20 protein-coding genes are annotated in these 18,266 nt (G+C 44.7%); 11 read left to right on the top strand and 9 right to left on the bottom strand.

Annotation, left to right across the window (positions count from 1 at the left end; genetic code table 11):
• The first annotated feature begins 167 nt into the window (after positions 1-167).
• On the top strand, positions 168-578 hold the full coding sequence (locus ACFQZR_RS17375; RefSeq protein WP_018755413.1) for a MarR family winged helix-turn-helix transcriptional regulator: 411 nt from the start codon (positions 168-170) through the stop codon (positions 576-578).
• Here ACFQZR_RS17375 and ACFQZR_RS17370 read toward each other — a convergent pair.
• From ACFQZR_RS17370 to ACFQZR_RS17355, 4 genes are read right to left on the bottom strand one after another with little or no spacing between them, the layout of a single operon-like run.
• On the bottom strand, positions 575-1,876 hold the full coding sequence (locus tag ACFQZR_RS17370) for a CapA family protein (protein ID WP_379348031.1): 1,302 nt from the start codon (positions 1,874-1,876) through the stop codon (positions 575-577). The genes ACFQZR_RS17375 and ACFQZR_RS17370 overlap by 4 nt on opposite strands.
• A complete protein-coding gene (locus tag ACFQZR_RS17365) occupies positions 1,869-2,555 on the bottom strand; it encodes an RluA family pseudouridine synthase (RefSeq protein WP_379348029.1) in 687 nt (228 codons plus the stop codon). Before ACFQZR_RS17365 ends, ACFQZR_RS17370 begins: the two co-directional genes overlap by 8 nt.
• A 2-nt stretch (positions 2,556-2,557) precedes the next feature.
• Positions 2,558-3,421, bottom strand: a complete 864-nt coding sequence (locus ACFQZR_RS17360; RefSeq protein WP_018755416.1) for a class I SAM-dependent methyltransferase — start codon at positions 3,419-3,421, stop codon at positions 2,558-2,560.
• A gap of 46 nt (positions 3,422-3,467) precedes the next feature.
• Positions 3,468-4,175: a response regulator gene (locus tag ACFQZR_RS17355; protein ID WP_379348026.1), complete on the bottom strand. Its 708-nt coding sequence runs from the start codon at positions 4,173-4,175 to the stop codon at positions 3,468-3,470.
• Positions 4,176-4,310: 135 nt separating this feature from the next.
• Between ACFQZR_RS17355 and ACFQZR_RS17350 the strand changes: the two genes are divergently transcribed.
• Positions 4,311-6,380, top strand: a complete 2,070-nt coding sequence (locus ACFQZR_RS17350; protein ID WP_379348024.1) for a sensor histidine kinase — start codon at positions 4,311-4,313, stop codon at positions 6,378-6,380.
• Positions 6,381-6,384: 4 nt separating this feature from the next.
• Here the strand turns inward: ACFQZR_RS17350 and ACFQZR_RS17345 are convergent, their stop codons facing one another.
• The 3 genes from ACFQZR_RS17345 to ACFQZR_RS17335 form a co-directional block, all read right to left on the bottom strand.
• Complete coding sequence (locus tag ACFQZR_RS17345; RefSeq protein WP_379348022.1) at positions 6,385-6,708, bottom strand: helix-turn-helix domain-containing protein; 324 nt, start codon at positions 6,706-6,708, stop codon at positions 6,385-6,387.
• 172 nt (positions 6,709-6,880) lie between these two features.
• On the bottom strand, positions 6,881-7,429 hold the full coding sequence (gene lepB, locus ACFQZR_RS17340; RefSeq protein ID WP_379348020.1) for a signal peptidase I: 549 nt from the start codon (positions 7,427-7,429) through the stop codon (positions 6,881-6,883).
• Between the two features lie 83 nt (positions 7,430-7,512).
• On the bottom strand, positions 7,513-8,268 hold the full coding sequence (locus ACFQZR_RS17335) for a YwaF family protein (RefSeq protein ID WP_379348018.1): 756 nt from the start codon (positions 8,266-8,268) through the stop codon (positions 7,513-7,515).
• A 195-nt stretch (positions 8,269-8,463) separates the two neighbouring features.
• On the opposite strand from ACFQZR_RS17335, the gene ACFQZR_RS17330 reads away from it, so the two are divergent.
• The 5 genes from ACFQZR_RS17330 to ACFQZR_RS17310 all read left to right on the top strand — a co-directional run bounded on the left by ACFQZR_RS17330 (position 8,464) and on the right by ACFQZR_RS17310 (position 12,455).
• The gene (locus tag ACFQZR_RS17330) at positions 8,464-8,631 is read left to right on the top strand and encodes a hypothetical protein (RefSeq protein ID WP_379348016.1); all 168 of its coding nucleotides are present in this window, start codon (positions 8,464-8,466) and stop codon (positions 8,629-8,631) included.
• A 200-nt stretch (positions 8,632-8,831) separates the two neighbouring features.
• Positions 8,832-9,224 carry an SET domain-containing protein gene (locus tag ACFQZR_RS17325; protein WP_379348896.1) on the top strand — a complete coding sequence of 131 codons (393 nt, stop codon included), beginning with the start codon at positions 8,832-8,834 and terminating at the stop codon, positions 9,222-9,224.
• A 199-nt stretch (positions 9,225-9,423) separates the two neighbouring features.
• Positions 9,424-10,371 (top strand): DeoR/GlpR family DNA-binding transcription regulator, encoded by a 948-nt coding sequence (locus ACFQZR_RS17320; RefSeq protein WP_379348014.1) that lies wholly within the window; start codon positions 9,424-9,426, stop codon positions 10,369-10,371.
• A 30-nt stretch (positions 10,372-10,401) separates the two neighbouring features.
• Positions 10,402-11,445, top strand: coding sequence for an aminoglycoside phosphotransferase family protein (locus tag ACFQZR_RS17315; RefSeq protein WP_379348012.1), 1,044 nt, complete (start codon positions 10,402-10,404; stop codon positions 11,443-11,445).
• A 134-nt stretch (positions 11,446-11,579) separates the two neighbouring features.
• Positions 11,580-12,455 (top strand): AraC family transcriptional regulator, encoded by an 876-nt coding sequence (locus ACFQZR_RS17310; protein WP_379348010.1) that lies wholly within the window; start codon positions 11,580-11,582, stop codon positions 12,453-12,455.
• Positions 12,456-12,495: 40 nt separating this feature from the next.
• On the opposite strand, the gene ACFQZR_RS17305 is transcribed toward ACFQZR_RS17310, so the two are convergent.
• Complete coding sequence (locus tag ACFQZR_RS17305; RefSeq protein WP_379348008.1) at positions 12,496-12,834, bottom strand: antibiotic biosynthesis monooxygenase family protein; 339 nt, start codon at positions 12,832-12,834, stop codon at positions 12,496-12,498.
• A 126-nt stretch (positions 12,835-12,960) separates the two neighbouring features.
• On the opposite strand from ACFQZR_RS17305, the gene ACFQZR_RS17300 reads away from it, so the two are divergent.
• The 3 genes from ACFQZR_RS17300 to ACFQZR_RS17290 all read left to right on the top strand — a co-directional run bounded on the left by ACFQZR_RS17300 (position 12,961) and on the right by ACFQZR_RS17290 (position 15,873).
• A complete protein-coding gene (locus tag ACFQZR_RS17300) occupies positions 12,961-13,842 on the top strand; it encodes a LysR family transcriptional regulator (RefSeq protein ID WP_379348005.1) in 882 nt (293 codons plus the stop codon).
• A gap of 31 nt (positions 13,843-13,873) precedes the next feature.
• Entirely contained in the window at positions 13,874-14,977 is a 1,104-nt protein-coding gene (locus ACFQZR_RS17295) for a DUF3626 domain-containing protein (RefSeq protein ID WP_379348003.1), read from the top strand.
• Positions 14,978-15,162: 185 nt separating this feature from the next.
• Entirely contained in the window at positions 15,163-15,873 is a 711-nt protein-coding gene (locus ACFQZR_RS17290) for an MgtC/SapB family protein (protein WP_379348001.1), read from the top strand.
• Between the two features lie 112 nt (positions 15,874-15,985).
• On the opposite strand, the gene ACFQZR_RS17285 is transcribed toward ACFQZR_RS17290, so the two are convergent.
• On the bottom strand, positions 15,986-16,702 hold the full coding sequence (locus ACFQZR_RS17285; protein WP_379347999.1) for a DUF6199 family natural product biosynthesis protein: 717 nt from the start codon (positions 16,700-16,702) through the stop codon (positions 15,986-15,988).
• Between the two features lie 178 nt (positions 16,703-16,880).
• Here ACFQZR_RS17285 and hcp point away from each other — a divergent pair, with 178 nt between their 5' ends.
• A complete protein-coding gene (hcp, locus tag ACFQZR_RS17280) occupies positions 16,881-18,173 on the top strand; it encodes a hydroxylamine reductase (protein ID WP_379347997.1) in 1,293 nt (430 codons plus the stop codon).
• Positions 18,174-18,266: the final 93 nt, after the last annotated feature.

The following is an 18,266-nucleotide window of genomic DNA, read 5'->3' as shown; positions in this document are numbered from 1 at the left end:
TGATGCGTTGAAAAACATTATTACAGCGTTAATGACCTCGATATAGGTTTTTATCACATCTTATGTTAAAAAGTTCAGTTATGTTCCAGTGACACCTTGTGGTATAATTTGGAGAATAAGACGAGCTAGAGCTGCCGCAGAATATGTTCTAGGGGGAGAGGTATCAAATGCATACGTCGGACTTTGTAAAGCTTTGGTCTAAATTATCCAAAGACTATCAAAATCATATGGAGGATCATCTTGCGCCTACACTGACGGAATCTCAACTCGAAGTGCTGGAAGTGGTTGCGCAGCATGAGCAGATGAAACCATCCGATCTATTACCGTATTTAGAAACAACACCAGCTGCGATCACGACATTGCTCGACCGGATGGAGAAGAACGAATTAATTGAGCGTGTGCGGGATTCCAATGACCGTCGTATCGTCTGGATTCAGATTACAGACCGCGGCTTGCATGAGAAGAGCCGAGGCTCGCAACTTCGCAACGAATACATAAGTAACGTCTTGAATCGCATCTCGGCTCATAATCAGCAATTATTTATTTATCTATTAGGCAAAATATCGAATAACGCTTAAGACTCAGCTTGGACTTGCACTGGAACTGCAAGAGAATGAATATGTTGGTCTAGTTCCTTCTGTTTCTTTTTCAATGCTTGATACGTTGAAACGGATAAGTTGAGTTGATGTTCTTGGATTGTTTTTTCTACCGGCAGGACAACGTATTTACGTACGTTTCCTTTGCCGGTTTTTTGTGTCCAGGTAAGCTGGGTATCAACATTGCGGATCTCGACTTTGCCGTTAGGGAACGTCTTCTGAATATCGGCGCTAAAGATGACACCATAGTCCGTATATTCGTCATTCATGTTCGAGATGAAGTTGCCCATGGAGTAAATGATATATCCCCTACGAATCGATCCATCGGATTCGGTAACTTTGACTTGTTCTAGCGGTTGAATGACGTGCGGATGTGATCCCAAAATGATATCTGCACCAGCTTGAATCAGTGACCTTGCAAGCTGTTGTTGGGTGCTATTCGGCTCCCGTTGATATTCAATACCGAAATGCAGAGCAATTACGACGACGTCAGCTCCTGCTTCTCGGAGTGCTCGAATATCTTCCTTGATGCGAAGGGGGCTTAGATGAGAGACGAGATAAGGTTTATCTCTGGGGAGTGTAATCCCGTTCGTACCGTATGTATAAGCAAGAATGCCCATTTTGATATCGTTTTTCGTCATGATGGTTAATTTCTTGGCTTCATCCTCGGATGCAGCGGTGCCTTTTGTCACAAATCCTTGTTCTTTCAGACGCTTTAATGTACGAATAACGCCTACTTCCTTACGGTCCATGGCATGATTATTCGCTGTTGTAACGATGTTGAACCCCGCATATTTGAGCGCTGCGGCCAGCTCTGGCGGTGCATTGAACATCGGGAAACCTGAGTAACGTAAATCGGCACCAGCGATTGGGGTCTCTAGATTCGCCCAGACGAAATCGCCCTGCTCCAGAATCGGTTTGACTTGGGTGAAATAGGGATTGAAATTGTATTTCCCCGTCGACTTGTTATAATATGCAGGCATCTGCGGCATATGCATCATGATATCACCGACGGCGATAAGTTTGGCTTCCTTCGTATAGGATTCTACAGGTTGGTCTTCCTCGGACGAGTCAGGCTGAACAGCTGTATCCTCTGGCTCCTGCGTCTCAGCCGGTGTTGGCGGCACAGGAAGAGGCTCGACCTGCGCACTTGTAGTTTGCTGAGGTTGAGCCTCTTGAGAAGGCATCTGACAGCTTACTAGCAGCAAGATCATCCCTAGAAAGATACAAAAAAGCGCAAGTCTGGACTCGCGCTTATTAGGGTTGTTCAAATTAGACATGCAATTCACTCCAACGATTCCATGGGAACATGTCTGGAGGCGGGGAATGAAATAGCAATGGTTCTTTGGTGACCGGATGTGGAAATCCGAGTTCATAAGACCATAGTGCAATTTGCTGCCCCGGCTTATTGAGATGTGCCCCGTATTTTTGATCGCCAATTAATGGACAACCGATTGTATTCATTTGTACACGGATTTGATGAGGACGACCCGTATGAAGCGTAATACGTACCAGACTCATCTGATCCTTCGAGCTCAGTACTTCATAGTCCAAGATCGCTTCCTTAGCATCGCGTGTACCCTTCGGAACGACGGATACGATATTGGTTCGTGCATCTTTGAGTAAATGATGAACCAACTTGCCGCTCATGGCAGGGGGAGCTCCATGGACGACTGCCAGGTATTGCTTGTGCAGTGAACGATTGCGTACATTCTCTGATAATCGTGATGCTGCCTTGGAAGTCTTCGCGAAGACCATAGCGCCACCGACAGGACGATCCAAGCGGTGAACGAGCCCGAGATAGACGTTCCCAGGCTTGTTGTATCGTATTTTGATATCCTCTTTGAGGAGGGTTAGCAGGTCGGGATCGCCTGTTGCATCCTCTTGCGAAGGAATATTAACGGGCTTCTCCACGACGAGCAGATGGTTATCTTCAAATAATATATGCACTGGCTTCAAAATTAAGCCTCCCAACGACCCAATATACCACAAGGCAAAGTGAGTCCGGATCGGGAAATTGGTAACCCAATCTCACCGGATGTAAGCGTGCCGCCATAGCGTGATTTCATTGTCATGCTAAGCAGATTATGCAGTACGGTAGGTGATAAGCCTGTCGTATACGAGTTCACGAGTACAAACAGAGGGTTGTCCGACATAATCTGTGTGCAGGATTGCAGGAATGGATAGAGGTTGTTCTCTAACTTCCACATTTCTCCGTTAGGTCCTCTTCCATAGGAAGGAGGGTCCATAATAATCGCGTCGTATTTATTGCCACGGCGTTCTTCACGCTGCACGAATTTGAAGACATCGTCTGTAATGAAGCGAACAGGGCGCTCGCCAAGTCCAGAGAGTTGAATATTTTCTTTGGCCCATTGGACCATGCCTTTAGCCGCATCGACGTGGCATACTTCAGCACCTGCCGAAGCGCATGCAACAGTCGCTCCGCCCGTATAGGCGAATAGATTCAAGACTTTGATTGGTCGTCCTGCATTCTTGATTTTGTCCATCATCCAGCTCCAATTCACCGCTTGCTCAGGAAATAGACCGGTGTGCTTGAAGCTTGTTGGTTTGATATGAAAGGCAAGATCGCCGTAACGAACGGTCCAGCGTTCTGGAATTTGCTTCTTCCAATCCCATTGACCGCCGCCCGATGAGCTGCGATGATAGTGACCATGAACTTGACGCCATTCATTCGTTTCTTGTTCCAGAGGCCAGATGATCTGAGGATCCGGACGACGCAGGATGATATCTCCCCAGCGTTCCAGCTTCTCACCGTCCCCCGTATCGAGTAGTTCATAATCTTGCCATTGATTTGCTAAATGCATGTTATTGCCCCATCCTTCAGTTAAAGTAGTCTTTGTTGTCATCTGTTTAAGATATTTCACTATTGAATTTGTAGCCTACACCGCGAACGGTGATTACATAAGTAGGGTTAGCTGGATCTGGTTCAATTTTTTTGCGCAAATTGCTGATATGTACCATGAGTGTTCGAGTATCTCCAAAACTCTCCGAGCCCCAGATATGTTGGAAAAGGTGATCGATTTTGACGACGGTGTTCGGTGTCTGTGCTAAATAGACCAATAAATCGAATTCCTTCGTTGAGAGCGATACCGCCCGGCCTTCCTGTCTGACGGATCGACTTGCAAGGTCAATCTCCAATTGTGGAAATGATAACACTTGCTGCGGCTGACGTTCACGGTTGATATATGGGAAACGATTGCGTCTTAATTGTGCCTTGACCCTAGCGACGAGTTGGCTTGGGCTGAAGGGCTTTGTAATATAATCATCCCCGCCAACGGTTAAACCGTGAATAATATCTTGATCCTCGCTCTTACAACTCAGAAAGATGATTGGTACCATGGAGTGTTCACGAATTTCTTGACAAATTTCGATGCCGTCCTTATCTTTCAGTAGAATATCCAATATAATTAAATCCAGCTCGGATGTATTCACTATGTTGAGGGCTTCATCACTGTGATGCGCTACATAAACCTGATATCCTTCTCTTCGTAAATATAAAGAGATGAGTTCTGTTATTTCGATTTCGTCATCGACGATAAGAATGTTCATGGGACCCAATCACTACACCTCCGCTAAAACATTATAGCGAATTGTGGGATGGGAAGGCAATGTATACGTCGAAAATTTAAATAAATTGTGGAAATTTAGGTTTATTCTAATACAATAAGTAAAATGCAGGAGGGGAAAACGGGATTGATCAGACGTTATCTAGGACTATTTGCATTGCTCTTGGTTTTCTTTCTAGTGGGTTTAACCAGCTGCAGTGCTAAGCAGCATACAACACCATTTCCTGTTGCAGAGTCGGGGGTTCTTGATTTAAGAGGCTGGAATTTCGATCAGCAGGGTACCGTGATGATGAAGGGGAAGTGGGAATTCGTGTGGAACAAGCTGCTGGAACCGACGGATTTCAAGACACAACAGCAGCAGAATTTTATCCAAGTACCAGGTTCTTGGAAGTTCCAGGGCAAGGAAGTATCTCCACAAGGTTATGCTACTTATCGGTTGACGATTCTGCATCATCCGATGGATCGTACCCTTGCGATTCGCATTCCAAATATTTTGACTTCGTATCGGATGTGGTTGAATGGGAAGGAAGTGGCTTCGGCTGGCACAGTAGGAACGTCGGTAAACGAATCGATTCCGGAGCAAATGCCCAAACTTGTATTTATGTCCGGGGACCGTGATCAAGATGAGCTTGTGATTCAAGTTTCTAACTTTCATCACCGAAGAGGTGGGATATGGAAGGAATTTGAATATGGAGCAAGTGAACAAGTCGTACATCATCAATACATTGTCTCATCACGTGACATGCTGATTCTCGGCATCATCCTCATGATGGGTGGATACCATTTCTGGTTGTATTTCTTGCGTAGACAAGAACGAGCGGCGCTATACTTTGGTCTCGTCTGTCTTATTATAGTCGTTCGGATGCTCACATTAGGAGACTGTTTCCTCGTTCAATGGTTCCCTTGGATTCCGTGGCAAGCATCACTTCAAGTGGAATACATTTGTCTTGCGTTAGGACCGGTATGCGGGATGTACTATGTTAGTGAAATGTTTCCGCAGGAAGCCTACCCGCGAATGAATAAGATCTTACTCGCGGTGGCAGGAACCTTGAGTTTATTCGTTCTGGTCACAGAACCGATTGTATTTTCAAAATATATTATTATCTTCCAAGCATCACTCGGATTGATTGCGATTGTATCTGTCATCATCATGATCGGTGCGGTCAGACATCGTCGTCCGAATGCCGTTCTTGCGCTCGGGGGAGTATTCATCTTCGCAGCTTCTACAATCAATGATGTGCTCTATTACAATGAAATCTGGTACACCGGTGATATTACACATTACGGATTGCTCCTATTCGTTATCATGCAGAGTATGATTGTCTCGAAGCGTGTCTCTCAGATGATGAATGAGTTAGAAGATGTAACAAGTGAGTTGCGAGAATTGAATAATAGCCTGGAGACGCGGATTGAGAGCCGAACCGTGGAATTACGGCAGATGAATGCTAGCCTAGAACAGTCGAATCTGGATTTAGAGCGTATGGAGGATGCAAGGCGAAGGTTACTTACGAATATATCGCATGATTTACGTACGCCGATGACATTAATTCAAGGGTATCTTGAAGCGCTTCATGATGACATAATCGTAGACCCCGATGAGCAGAAGAAATATATGCAGCTCATGCTGCGCAAAATGACAGGACTGAATCATTTGATCTACGATGTGTTCGAATTATCCAAATTAGAATCTGGACAAGTACCGATTCATATCAAGGAAATGCCCATTGAAGAGTTCATGGATCAAGTAGAACAAACCTATGCATTTGAAGTGGAAAATCGGGGGTTGCATTTTTATAGTGTAAGGCATTTCGAGAATGTCGAGCGAAATCGTCAATTGGTTATCCATATCGATCTGGAGCGGATGTTCCAGGTATTTAACAATTTAGTCTATAATGCGGTGAAATTTACACCGATCGGTGGCGAGATACGCATGCATTTCAGTTATTTGGAGGAGGAGCAGAAGTTCTGTATTCAATGTATGGATACCGGGATCGGTGTGTCGAAGGAAGATACGGTCAAAATATTCGAGCGTTTCTATAAAAATGATTATTCTCGTAATTCGAAGGGTGGGGGAAGCGGGATTGGATTATCAATCGCCAAAGAAATCATAGAGTCCCATCATGGTGCAATTTGGGTCCAGAGTGAACTGGGACAAGGCTGTCACTTCTACATCACGCTGCCAGCAACATCTCATTAGCCTATTACATAACATTATTATTCTTTTTTAGTACGTCCATCAACAAGTTTATGGTGTTTTTTCTCTTAACATGATCCATCGTATCCAGCATGCGGATCATCTCATGTGTATCTTTGGAGGCTGGGCCGAATGCATCTCCACCGACGATATAATCAAGAGACACCTCGTAAAAAGTTGATAGTTTGATGAGCGTCTCATAGACAGGCTGGCGATTGTTAATCTCGTAATGACTGTAGGCAGAGCGAGTGATTCCGATCGTGCGTGCGACTTCTTCTTGCGAAATTTTCCGTTGCAATCGTAGTTGTCTGAGACGTTCACCCATTGTCATGATTGGCATACTCCTTCATCGTTATTAACGAAAAACCTACTATTAGTAATTTATGATACAATTTGTATCGTGTCAAGTGTAAATTCATATAAAATTCAAAATAAAATAGTGTTAGTTACGTAATGTATCGCAAAAAGAGAGCTCTTTGAAGAGCTCTCTTTTTCATGTGAGACTATAGTTTCTTGCCAAGGACATGGGAGAGTGGAATGAAGCCAATATCCCGGCTATCTTTACTATGATTGCGATTGTCACCCATAACAAAGATGTGATCCTTAGGAACAACGAAGGTTTGTTCCGATAGGTCTAACATCGTCTCCTTAATATAAGGTTCCTTCAGCAATTGGCCATTACGATACACATGATGATCTCGAATCTCCAACGTATCGCCTGGCTTGCCAATCACACGCTTGATGAAGAATATCTCGTGTTCATCATTATGGGTTAGGAAATTGAAGAAAGGGTTGTCCAGAAACTCGTCTGAGAAAGTACGATTTCGGTCGATCCTGCTATCAATAACAACAATATCTCCATAATTCGGGGTCATCGAGAAGGTATGTGTCCATTTGAGAATGAATAACCGCTCGGTGTCGTGCAGGGTCGGCTCCATGGAATGTCCACTCACTTTGGTCGGTTGGATAATATACGTGCAAACGAATAGAGCTAAGATGAAGGACACCGCGATAGAGAAAACCCATCGCATGGCCTCTCGAAAGATACGCATAAGTACTTGTGCTCCTTTCCACGAGGATAATTATTCTTTATACGTTTCGTACACCAATTAAGTTTCGCAGATCCCGACATGAATCAGAATTGCTTGCGCCATTGAACATCACGGTTAAGCCTGCTTTTTCGGCGGATTAACAGATAGATCAGGCAGAAGATGAGTAAAGCGACGAATTCTTCAGCAATTAAATAATAGGGATAGGGTCCCAGAAAATCCAAGATGGATGGTGTATTGGGCTTGTAGGCAAGGAACATATAGTTGGCATCCAAGATCCAGTTCACCGTTCCAACGACAATGACAAGGATATTCAAGAAGAGCATCGTGATGCCAATCGAACGAAGTCGCGGCCGATAATCCTCGACCCAAGTCATATATAATGAAGCTAGTACAATGGCAAGATGACAGATAAAGAAGTGAAAGTAGATGAAATGCGGATAAGGTACGAGCAAATTGGGCGTCAAGATCGCTTGCATAGCTCCACCGATCCCTGCAAACACCATGATCTGATACAGAAAATAACTGCGAGTCATGAGCATGAGGCACGAAAGATATAACGAAATACTACATAATTCAAGCGGTAAATGAACCTGCAGGTCCCATGCTCCACGTATCGTGTAGATGCTATATAAGATGAGTTCTGGAAATATCATAGCGCCAATTATGCCCCAGCGAATCAAGACACGGATAGGTTGGTTCTGCTGAATGACCCTTCTGGAGAGCCATAGGATAAGCATGAGGGCTAACAGCAGGATGATCCAGACGAGATGCGGCCAATGATACATTCGAAAGCTGGGATCGGACTGAACCGAGGTGTAAATCATAGGATTCAGTTGCACAATAGTTCACTCCTTTTCATTGAATTCAACTCATTCTTTACAGTTATTGTAGAAGTTCCGTCAGGATGGTGACAGTCCTAACTTTGCATGGTACCTCTTAGGACTTTATCAGCATGCACGCTTAGGGTTGAATGGAACAGGAATGGGTACACTAGGCAGGAAGTACAGTGATGATGAAATGAAGGAGGCATAGGGATGAACACCCATTCCACACACCTAATCCCGGCGGACCTGGATGAATCGACGATTACACAGCTGCAATCCCTCGAGTCGAAGATTCGGGATAAGACAGGATCTGAAGTTGTCCTGCTTGCTTATCGTTCTACGGAACACGATGCTTCTGATGCAAAGGCACATGTGTAAATTCGAATAATGAAGATCAGGGGTTCAAAGCATAAGTTTTTCCACCAAAAGCAGGAGTCATCCACGTTTCATGGGATGCCGCTTGCTTTTTTGCGTGAGAATGAAGGACTTCAGGTTTGCGCTTTTTTTCAAGGTGGGTTAAAATGATCCTTTCTAACCCTATCATATTGATACAGACTAAGGACGCGCAGGTGACGAGCATGATCGAGATTAAGCAATCTAAGTTAAGCAAAGGCGAATTCAATCGAGGTGTATTCGCAACTTGTGATATACCCAAAGGTGTTATTTTTCATGAAGCACCTGTTCTTCCATATCCGGAAGAAGAGCATAAGCACATCGAGCAGACCGCTCTCGCAGACTATGTATTCGAATTTGGTGTGAACCATTCGGCAGTTCTGTTAGGCTACGGAAGTTTATTTAATCATTCTTATGAGCCCAATGCCTCGTATGATCTCAATTTTGATCAACTTACCGTTGATTTCTATGCGTATAGGGACATTAAGGCAGGGGATGAGATTCTGATCAACTATAACGGCGATGAAGACTGTATGGACCCATTGTGGTTCATGGAGGACGCTGCGAAGTCTGAATAGAATATAGAGCATGATACGAAGAGGCAGAGGGAGAGATTCCCTTTGCCTTTTTTGTTATATCATGAGCATTAGTGATTATAACTGAACAAAAATGAAACTGTTATTGCGGAAAAGGAAATATTTGGTTGATAAAATGAACAAAACAGAATATAATTGAGATTAATTAGGGAAAAATATGAAAATACAGGAGGAATACTGCATGACAATTGAAGGAACAGGCATGTTCGCAGAGGAGCGTCGTGAGAAAATTCTTGCTTTATTGCACCAGCAGAAGCGGGTTTTGGCGAAGGAATTGGCCGAGACCTTCCAAGTATCGATTGATTCGATTCGTCGCGATCTGTCGATGATGGAAGAGCAAGGACTGCTGCAGAAAACGCATGGCGGAGCGATACCTGCGATGAAGGTTCGGCAATCGCCCCAGCCGCCGGAACAACGCTATGGAGAAGGTTCACCTGAAGCGAATGCGATTGCGAAATTAGCGGTGTCGTATATACGAGATAAAGATACGATATTTATCGGGAGCGGGTCCATTGCTTATGTGCTGTTACAACATTTGCCTGATCACATGCCGCTCACGATCGTGACGAATTGTATGCGTGTAGCTGACGAATTGCGTGAACGGGAATGGATTGATACGTATTTTGTTGGCGGCTTGGTCAAGGCATCAGGCAATATTACAGATGTGCTCGCTACTGAATTTATACGGCAGTTCAAGTTTGATATGAGTTTCGTAACAGGTGGAGGCATATCCGATGAAGGGATTTTCGTGGCTACGCCAGAAGTCGCTGCCTTCGCTCGAACAGTATCGTCGTTATCTCGAAGACGCATTGGTATCGCGACACATCAAGTCTTAGGAAATGATGGGTTTGCGAAAGCGGGTAAGATTGAGGATCTGGACGTCCTTATTACGGATGATAAGGCGGATCGAGAAGTCATTGAACGTATTCAATCGCTGGGCGTGAAGGTGATTACTACGCAAGGGATGGAGAATGATAAGCTCGAATTTACCGTGGAATTCCAGGATCTTAACGGAGTCACGTACTACGAGAATGTATGGGCACCAAGTTCAGCGGATGCGCAATTGCAAATTCAATTCAGACGCTCTGATGTTCAAGTTCGGGCGGTGACACAAGTGAGTCAACCATAAATCCTAAGTCTCTGCAAGGGGGATCTAATTATGAGTGACAATCTATACCATTTGGAAATTCAAAAATTATGCGACAAGCTGCATCTTGGCGCGCTGATACAAGCTCCTGAAGCGATATCGGGCGGGTTCCTACATCGCATGTATTCGATATCGACCACACAAGGAAAATACGCAATAAAAGCCTTAAATCCCCAAATCATGCGAAGACCTGCTGCAATGCATAATTTTAATCGCTCAGAACGAATAGCTACGATGGCAGCGAGCCATATACCAGCACTTCCAGCGATTCAATCGAATGGATCAGCTATACACGAAATCGATAATCAATTCTTTCTCGTGTTTCATTGGATGGAAGGTAAGAGCCTAAAACCTAGTGAAATTACGGGTCTCCATTGCGAAAAAATAGGTTCTATCCTGGCAGATATCCATCTTACGGATTTCTCAGCGTTATGTCTAACGCAGGAGGGGTTTCATGCAACGTTAATACCTTGGGATGATTATGCTCATCAAGGACATGAAAATAACTCGGTGTGGGCGAACCAACTGCTTCAAATCAAGGACTCGTTGTACGTATGGAATGCTGGGGCCAATCAATCAGCACAATTCCTTGCATCAGATCGAATAATTAGCCATAGGGATTTAGATCCTAAAAATGTATTGTGGGATCATGACAAGCCTATCCTGATTGATTGGGAGTCGGCGGGGGAAATCAACCCTATGCAAGACTTGATTGAAACGGCGCTATATTGGTCAGAGGATGAGCTCGGTTGCATTGATAAAGACAGATTTTTAATAGTTATCCGTAGTTATAAGAAGAAGGTTGGAGCCATTCAAGCGGATTGGCGGAAGGTGTTAGAACATGGTTTTATCAGCAAATTAGGCTGGCTGGAATATAGTTTGAAGCGGTCTTTGTGGTTGGAGTGCTCGGATGAGGAAGAACAGCAGATGGGGACATTGCAAGTTACAGCGACGATCAATGCGATTATACACTATGCGGAAATAATTCCTCAGGTAGAGAGTTGGTTACATCAGGAGAGTGCTACGATTATACACGAAAGTAACCAATCGTCATAATAGCTGATTAAGCTGGTCCAGGTCTTTACTGGAACCAGCTTTTTTGTGATGTTAGACCCTTCAAAATGGTGCACGTAATGTCGGACCTGCGCAGATGACTTCTGCTATGCTAGAAATGTAGAAGGGAGCTGATCATGAATTTGTTGGAGAATATGAATAACGCATTACGGTATGTTGAAGAACACCTGACGCAGGAGATCGATTTTCAGGAAGTCGCGAGGATCGCCATGTGCTCGGAGTACCATTTTAAACGTATGTTCTCGTTTCTGGCTGGGGTGTCGCTATCGGAATATATTCGCCGCAGACGACTTACGCTTGCTGCATTTGAGCTGAACAATCCACACAACCGAATTATCGATATTGCGTTGAAATTCGGATATGAATCGCCGGATTCTTTTACAAGAGCGTTTCAAAGTTTACATGGCATTACACCATCTGAGGCTAGAAATCGAGGTCAATTGCTCAAATCGTATCCCCCAATGACCTTTCAATTAACGATTCAAGGAGGCAGTGAAATGAACTATCGGATTGAGGAGAAAGAAGCATTTCGTATTGTTGGGATCCAGAAAAGAGTTCCGATCATCTTCCATGGCGTGAACCCGGACATTGCTGCGATGTGGAATACCTTAGACGAAGCGGCAATTCAAGCGTTGAAGGAGCTGTCGAATATCACGCCACATGGCTTGCTTAGCGCATCCACGAATTTCTCTGAAGAGCGAATGGAGGAGAAGGGAGAGCTCGATCATTATATCGGCGTGGCAACAACACATCCTTGTCCAGCCCATCTGTCACAGCTTGAAGTCGCATCTTCGACATGGGCTGTCTTCGAAGCAGTGGGCCCATTCCCGGAGACGCTTCAGAACGTATGGGGTCGTATCTATTCGGAATGGTTCCCATCTTCAAGCTATGAATTAGCCATCGGGCCAGAGATGTTATGGAACGAGCATAAAGATATCACATCGCCGAATTATCGAAGCGAAATATGGATTCCTGTCGAGAAAAGATCATAGCAGTATACGTGAGAGATGCCTGGTTCCAGGCGTCTCTTTTTTAGTTCGATCTCCCTCTGGAAGAATACGCTCGTTCCACTTTACAAATTTTCACCTCATAGTGCTCATACCATTCTTTCTTACCACGCTGCTGGGCGACGAGATGAGATTCTTCTCGCTTCCAATTGCGAATGGCTTCAAGGCTGTCCCAATATGAGATTGTAATCCCTGCGCCTGAAGCGTCTCTTACACTATCTGCGCCGAGAAAACCTGGCTGCACGGAAGCAAGACGGTCCATTTGTTTAGCCATGTCATGATAGCCGTTATCCCCAGGCGTGCGCTGACTTGTAAAGATAACCGCATAATGTGATTCGTTCGGTGTATGTTCGTTGTAATTCAATGGTAGAACTCCTTTTTATAAGATAATAATTGATTAATTCGATTATACCGATACAATATAGATAAATAAAATGAATGTTTATCAAGTAATGCATGAATAATTTTCATAAGTCATATGGAGGTAAGTGTGAATCTGATCAAATACGAGATCTTCAGCAAGGTTGTTGAATGTGAAAGTCTTACAAAAGCCGGAGAGCGATTGAATTTAACTCAATCCGCAGTGAGCCATGCGATTTCAAGCTTGGAACGTGAATTTGGACTTAGCCTTCTGATGAGGAATCGATCGGGTGTTCAGTTAACGAATAATGGAGAACGCCTCATCCAACCTATCCGAGAGATCTTACAGTTAAATGAGAAGCTGAATCAAGAGATTGCTGCGATTAAAGGGATTGAGAGGGGGACGGTGAAAATAGGAACCTTCTCCAGTGTATCCATTCAGTGGCTGCCTGGGATCATGAAGCAATTTCACGAACTATTCCCTCTGATCGATATCAAGTTATTCGATGGCAACTATCATGAGATTGAAGCATCGATTGCAACGGGGATCTCGGATTTTGGATTCGTTAATCTGCCGACGACAGATACATCGCTCGAAGTGATTCCTCTACAACAGGATCGGATGCAGTGTGTATTGCCTATCGACCATCCGTTATGCAATGAATCCACCATTCGCATCGATCAAATAAAAGATGAGCCTTTCATCATGCCTATTGCAGGATGTGATAACGATATTAAGCGGATATTCACCCAGAACCACATCATTCCCACCATCAAGTTCGAATTAGAGGACGATCAGGCGATTTTGGCGATGGTGCAGAATGGATTAGGAATCAGTATCCTTCCCGAATTGATACTTTTCAGCTTTTCACACCATGTTTGTATTCGCCCCTTGGAGGGAGAGTATCATCGTTCGATTGGGATCGCGGTAAAATCATTGAAAGATTGTTCACCAGCAGCTCGCAAAATGATTGAATTTATTACAAGTTGGGTTGATCGATCATACGATTAAAATACAGCTATAAGTAGGAGGGCGGTAAGTCATGGAGAGAAACGAACTTTCACCCGCACAATATGCAGCTCTGGCATATGTGACGGATTACGCGAGAAACCGTACAGAGGGGGCCTGTCAAACGATTCATGACATTCTGCAAATGTCGAATATCGGCCTTGATACCTACGAAGATGCTGTCGCTAAAATGAAGTCTCATGCGAGGATTGCGTTGCACTTCCATCCTGATCGCTTAGACCCATCGGATAAAAGTGTTGCAGAAGCGTTATTGGAGCAAGGCGTGTATAAGAGCCAATTCGAGACTTTATTATCCAGTGGCAGTGTATCAGCCTATCCTGGTGGGCAACGTGATTTGTGGGAGGATAGATTATTTGGTGGCGCATATCAACAAGAGGGTACAACGAATAGCGAACGTCCTAAATATGGGGCCCTTGATCTGATGCGTCATCCGGATGGGCCGGCTCCGCGCTTTGGCTCATGCTATTTCCTCCTATCCCCGAAGGTTTCTTACCGTAGTACATACACCTATATGGATTCGCATCAAAATCCTGTGCAGAAAGGGACATATGCAGCATTTGATGATATGATGGCGGCGTTACTAGAGGAAATTTTCTTAAGAGATTCCGCGCTAGGTGAAGCAAATCTTCGACCACAAAAATTAGTCGACCACCTGCGTGTGAACCTCTTGAACGCCTTCCGTGATCCTTCTGAAATGGAGCCCAAACGTAATCTTAATCACTATATTGAAGCGCAGGTGCATGGGGATATTCGTCTAGAGAACGATGTAGAAATACTTGTTGCTGATCCTTCATTCCAGGGTACGCCGACTGGGCGAATTTTGGAGCAATTATGTGTGAAGTATTCCATTGATCTTTATTGGCATGGGGGTTTTGCGTTGTCGGTGGACGAAGTGCCTTTAGATTTTAGAGGTCCTGCGATGCCTTCTTTGGCTGTGCGTATTGCTCACCACGGTTATATCGATGCAAGCATGATTGGCTCAGCTGCTAAGCACTTAAGGCAAGATTCTGCAGCATGGCGCGATCGGGGTACTCATGCGGAAGTGCTTCAGGAATTAAAGCTCCTGTGGCATGTTCTAGTGAGGTGCGGGAAGCCGTTACGGAACTTGAAACAGTAAGGTTTTTCTTCGAGCAGTGTTCGATCTGTACAAGCATGATGAGATGTTGTTGCTTCATTCTAAGCGACTATTAGGTGCTAGTTTAAGGCTTTTTGTGCAAGATTCAGCCCTCTAGGTATCCTGGAGGGCTTTTTTTGGTGTTTACGAACTGTTGTGCTTTGGAACAATAGTAAGAGGTGATATGAATGATGATGGAATTGGAAATGGTGATGAAACTGAGTCTTTCTTTGTTATTCGGACTCCTTATCGGAATTGATAGACAAATAAAACAAAAACAGCTTGGATTACGGCCCAGCATGGTGATCTGTATAGCTAGTTGTCTGGTAACAATCGTGTCGATCGAAGCGTTCGGGAAATTTGGTGGCCCGAATCATCCGAATATGGATCCCATGCGTCTGGCCGCACAGATTGTGAGTGGCGTAGGTTTTATTGGGGCAGGCGTCATTCTTCGGAGAAGTAATGAAGTCATATCCGGACTGACTTCCGCAGCACTTATATGGTCCGCTTCGGCATTAGGTATCGCGATCGGAGCGGGGTTTTACATCGAAGCGGTCACTGGAGTCCTTTTGCTGATGACAGCAGTGAATATCATTCCTTTTCTCATTCGAACGATGGGACCCGAAAAGCTGAGTCGACATGAGGTGGCCGTTAAAATTGTCGTAGAACCGAACTACCGCATGACGGAACTGATTAAGATGATTGAGCGAAAAGGGCAAGATCATCAGTCCGGCAAAAGGGAGTTCAAAATTCGGTATATGAAGCTGAAGGATCTCGAGAATAACTGTCAGTTAATCAATCTAACGCTATCGGTTCCAGATGACCAATACACAACAGAAATCTATTATTACATCAAAAAAATTGAAGATGTGCTAAGCGTTGAGGTCGAGCAACTTTGAAGAAAAGCTGCGGCATACGCTATGATGCAGACCTTTTAACGCCTGATGGAAAGCGTGAATGCTCCCCTAGTCGCTTCGGGCATCTGTCGGATTTGGTGGATTGGAGAAGATCTTAATGAACCCATAAAGATTGGATAGCGAAGTAGACAGCGGCAATCATCAATATCACACCGCCTAACTTGCACATGAAATAGTGAAAATCGCTAGGTTCCGCGTTATTCACCCATATCCAGCGCAGCGAGATAACGAATAGGAAATTTTGAAATTTCTCGTATCGGAATCCGCACCACCCATAAATAAATAACAGGAGGGAGAGGATAAAAAGGCCCGAACTGCCTTGTGCGGTATGATATTCCGAATAGGCTGCTGTAACAAGCTCATTTGGGTAATATTCCTCTTCTCCATCCAGAAGACGTCTCTCTCTGCCAATATAGACGGGCGGCCCCACGATTTCTCCCTTCGCATCAAAGCTCATAAGGTAGCCGGATTGATCATTGACTGTGTATTGATGCCCGTTCGGGTAAGTGAGGCGATATTGGTTGCTTCCATAGGGACCTAAGCTCTTGTGAATCGAATAGGTTTCTTGATGAATAATGACATTACGATTCTGGCCATCGATTTGCACGTCGATGGATGGAACGGGTCCGGCCGTATAACGCACCAGATTCCCTTGTTCATTCGCTTGTTTATATTTGTAATCATTGACATAAAACACGGATTCAGAGAAATAAGCGTTGGCGAAGGCCGTGACGCAACCAACTAAAATGACTAGTCCTAGGATGATGAGCGCACAGGAGAACTTGATACGATTGAGACTTTCCAGCTTCACAAAGATCGACCGCCTTTTCCTTATATATCCATTAGATAACGCTGAAATAATGGAAAAAGTTGCTGCATTGACGATGGCATGAAATGTTCAAATCTAATGTGTGTGTAATCACAATTCACGCTAGGGTGCTCTGCTATGCTGTGGGTAACAAATGATGTTCTTGAAGGAGGACAACGATATGTTCTGTTACCAATGTGAACAGACGCCAAGTGGCGGTTGCACCGTCGTTGGGGTATGCGGCAAGGATGAGACCATCGCGAGCTTGCAGGATACGATGATTTTTGCGTTAAAAGGAATTGCAGCCTATGCGACCCATGCGAGACAGCTAGGATACACGGATCCCGAAGTCGATCGGATTACACACGAAGCCCTGTATATGACCTTAACGAACTCTAACTTTAATCTGCAAGAGCATCTGGACATGGCGATGAAAGTCGGAAATGCTGCCGTTCGGATCATGGACGTCTTGGATCATGCCCATACGACTCGATTTGGTATTCCACAGCCGATTACGGTTAGTCAGAATAAAATTGAAGGTCATTGCATCGTCGTCACAGGACATAATCTATATGCGCTGGAGGAATTGCTGCGCCAAACCGAGGGTAAGGGGATTAACATTTATACCCACTCGGAAATGCTGCCTGCCCACGGATATCCAGCGCTCAAGAAATACTCCCATTTGAAAGGCAATATCGGCAAGGCTTGGTACGATCAACGCAGACTGTTCGAACAGTTCCCAGGTGCGATTCTGGCGACCACAAACTGTGTCATGCCGATTAAAGGCACGTACGCAGATCGCTTCTACTCTTATGAAGTTGCAGGCCTAGAGGGTGTTACGAAGATCGTGGAAGACGATTTCTCTCCACTTATTGAACGGGCATTATCGCTGCCAGAGGCGAATATCGAGTCCGAGCAAGTGCTCACGACAGGGTATCACCATGAGACGGTGATTGGCCTTGCGCCAGAGATCATTCAAGCCGTCAAAGACGGGCATATTCGCCGCTTCTTCGTCATTGCAGGCTGTGATGCACCGGGAACAGGCGGGAATTACTATCGTGAACTCGCGACCTCTTTACCGAACGATACGGTCATCTTGACAACATCTTGCGGCAAGTTCCGCTTTAATGACGTCGATTATGGTACAGTTGGAGATACAGGCATACCGCGTTATATCGATCTTGGTCAGTGCAATAACTCCGGATCTACGGTCAAAATTGCTCTTGCATTAGCAGATGCTTTTGGTTGTACAGTGAACGAGCTCCCGGTCAGCATCGTATTGTCATGGTTCGAGCAAAAGGCGGTAGCGATTCTTCTTGGCCTATTCAGCCTTGGCATTCAAGATATTCGGATTGGACCAAAACCGCCGGAGTTTATCTCGCCCGGTGTACTCGATGTCCTAGTAGAGTTGTTCGGATTGAAATTGATTACAACCGCTGAGGAAGATATGCAAGCGATGTTAGCTTCGTCCTAAGCAAGATGTAGTACCGAAATTATTAGCAGACTCTGACGAATTGTCAGGGTCTTGTTTTTATTTGCGCGCTTCATAAATTTCCTTTGGTTGGCA

Source organism: Paenibacillus sp. GCM10027629, from assembly GCF_042676425.1.
Lineage (GTDB): Bacteria > Bacillota > Bacilli > Paenibacillales > Paenibacillaceae > Paenibacillus_K > Paenibacillus_K terrigena.
This window is presented reverse-complemented; position numbering and strand designations above follow the sequence as displayed.

What these genes read in the sequence shown, in the direction of transcription:
- ACFQZR_RS17375 (WP_018755413.1), top strand. Translation starts at nt 168, where the DNA reads ATGCATACGTCGGACTTTGTAAAGCTTTGGTCTAAATTATCCAAAGAC.
- ACFQZR_RS17370 (WP_379348031.1), bottom strand. Translation starts at nt 1,876, where the DNA reads ATGTCTAATTTGAACAACCCTAATAAGCGCGAGTCCAGACTTGCGCTT.
- ACFQZR_RS17360 (WP_018755416.1), bottom strand. Translation starts at nt 3,421, where the DNA reads ATGCATTTAGCAAATCAATGGCAAGATTATGAACTACTCGATACGGGG.
- ACFQZR_RS17345 (WP_379348022.1), bottom strand. Translation starts at nt 6,708, where the DNA reads ATGACAATGGGTGAACGTCTCAGACAACTACGATTGCAACGGAAAATT.
- lepB (WP_379348020.1), bottom strand. Translation starts at nt 7,429, where the DNA reads ATGCGTATCTTTCGAGAGGCCATGCGATGGGTTTTCTCTATCGCGGTG.
- ACFQZR_RS17330 (WP_379348016.1), top strand. Translation starts at nt 8,464, where the DNA reads ATGAACACCCATTCCACACACCTAATCCCGGCGGACCTGGATGAATCG.
- ACFQZR_RS17325 (WP_379348896.1), top strand. Translation starts at nt 8,832, where the DNA reads ATGATCGAGATTAAGCAATCTAAGTTAAGCAAAGGCGAATTCAATCGA.
- ACFQZR_RS17320 (WP_379348014.1), top strand. Translation starts at nt 9,424, where the DNA reads ATGACAATTGAAGGAACAGGCATGTTCGCAGAGGAGCGTCGTGAGAAA.
- ACFQZR_RS17315 (WP_379348012.1), top strand. Translation starts at nt 10,402, where the DNA reads ATGAGTGACAATCTATACCATTTGGAAATTCAAAAATTATGCGACAAG.
- ACFQZR_RS17310 (WP_379348010.1), top strand. Translation starts at nt 11,580, where the DNA reads ATGAATTTGTTGGAGAATATGAATAACGCATTACGGTATGTTGAAGAA.
- ACFQZR_RS17295 (WP_379348003.1), top strand. Translation starts at nt 13,874, where the DNA reads ATGGAGAGAAACGAACTTTCACCCGCACAATATGCAGCTCTGGCATAT.
- ACFQZR_RS17290 (WP_379348001.1), top strand. Translation starts at nt 15,163, where the DNA reads ATGATGATGGAATTGGAAATGGTGATGAAACTGAGTCTTTCTTTGTTA.
- hcp (WP_379347997.1), top strand. Translation starts at nt 16,881, where the DNA reads ATGTTCTGTTACCAATGTGAACAGACGCCAAGTGGCGGTTGCACCGTC.